This is a genomic window from Pantoea sp. Ft-CA_14 (assembly GCF_024520875.1).
GTDB classification, from domain to species: domain Bacteria; phylum Pseudomonadota; class Gammaproteobacteria; order Enterobacterales; family Enterobacteriaceae; genus Pantoea; species Pantoea agglomerans.
In genome coordinates this window covers 1-268 of sequence record NZ_JALNPM010000042.1, presented here as the reverse complement: position 1 = coordinate 268, position 268 = coordinate 1, and the positions used below count along the sequence as shown (strand labels likewise).

General features: G+C 50.4%; 1 protein-coding gene. It reads left to right on the top strand.

Annotation, left to right across the window (positions count from 1 at the left end; translation table 11 throughout):
• Positions 1–78 precede the first annotated feature (78 nt).
• On the top strand, positions 79–268 hold a 190-nt coding region (locus tag NR195_RS22770; RefSeq protein WP_256844936.1), incomplete at its 3' end, for a helix-turn-helix domain-containing protein.

Below are 268 nucleotides of genomic sequence, written 5' to 3'. Positions count from 1 at the left end.
AAGTTTTCGCTAATTAAGGGATAAATTTAGCGCGCTAAAGTGTGTTCCCTGCACATCTGCTTTAACCAGGAGAACACCATGAATCAGCGCGAGTTTATTCGTAGTTTGCTGGAATGGATAGAAAGCAATTTAGGACACGATCTGCATCTGGACGAAGTGGCGCGCCGGGCGGGCTATTCCCGTTGGCATCTGCAGCGTTTATTTCGCCAGCACACCGGCTTCTCACTGGCCGAGTATATTCGTCAGCGTCGTTTGACCGAGTCGGCCT